The sequence below is a fragment of the Colwellia marinimaniae genome (assembly GCF_002207865.1).
GTDB lineage: Bacteria > Pseudomonadota > Gammaproteobacteria > Enterobacterales > Alteromonadaceae > Colwellia > Colwellia marinimaniae.
The window spans coordinates 1-271 of the sequence record NZ_BDQM01000276.1 but is presented as its reverse complement, the minus strand read 5'-3'; the positions used below and the strand labels follow the sequence as shown (position 1 = coordinate 271).

Here is a 271-nt window from a genome sequence, read left to right as displayed (position 1 = left end):
GCATCACGCCGCAACCATGCTGACTTACGCATCGCCCGCCCAAAGAGGACGGGCGATCGTCACCTTCACCTGTTCAGCCCTGACGGGTCTTCAGCCGCGGGTTCTTCTTATTGATGACGTAGACGCGACCATGACGGCGCACCACCTGGGAGCCGGGCTGGTTCTTCAGAGATCGTAGCGAGTTCCTGACCTTCATAACCTTCTACGTCCTTGACGATACCATCTTATTGGTACTCGTTCTCACTATCAAACCAGCTCCATATCCTGAGAC

1 protein-coding gene is annotated in these 271 nt (G+C 55.4%); it reads right to left on the bottom strand.

Going from position 1 to position 271, the window contains the following annotated elements; all coding sequences use genetic code 11:
• Nucleotides 1–73: 73 nt before the first annotated feature.
• On the bottom strand, nucleotides 74–196 hold the full coding sequence (gene ykgO, locus MTCD1_RS23700; protein WP_002516195.1) for a type B 50S ribosomal protein L36: 123 nt from the start codon (nucleotides 194–196) through the stop codon (nucleotides 74–76).
• Between the last annotated feature and the right edge of the window lie 75 nt (nucleotides 197–271).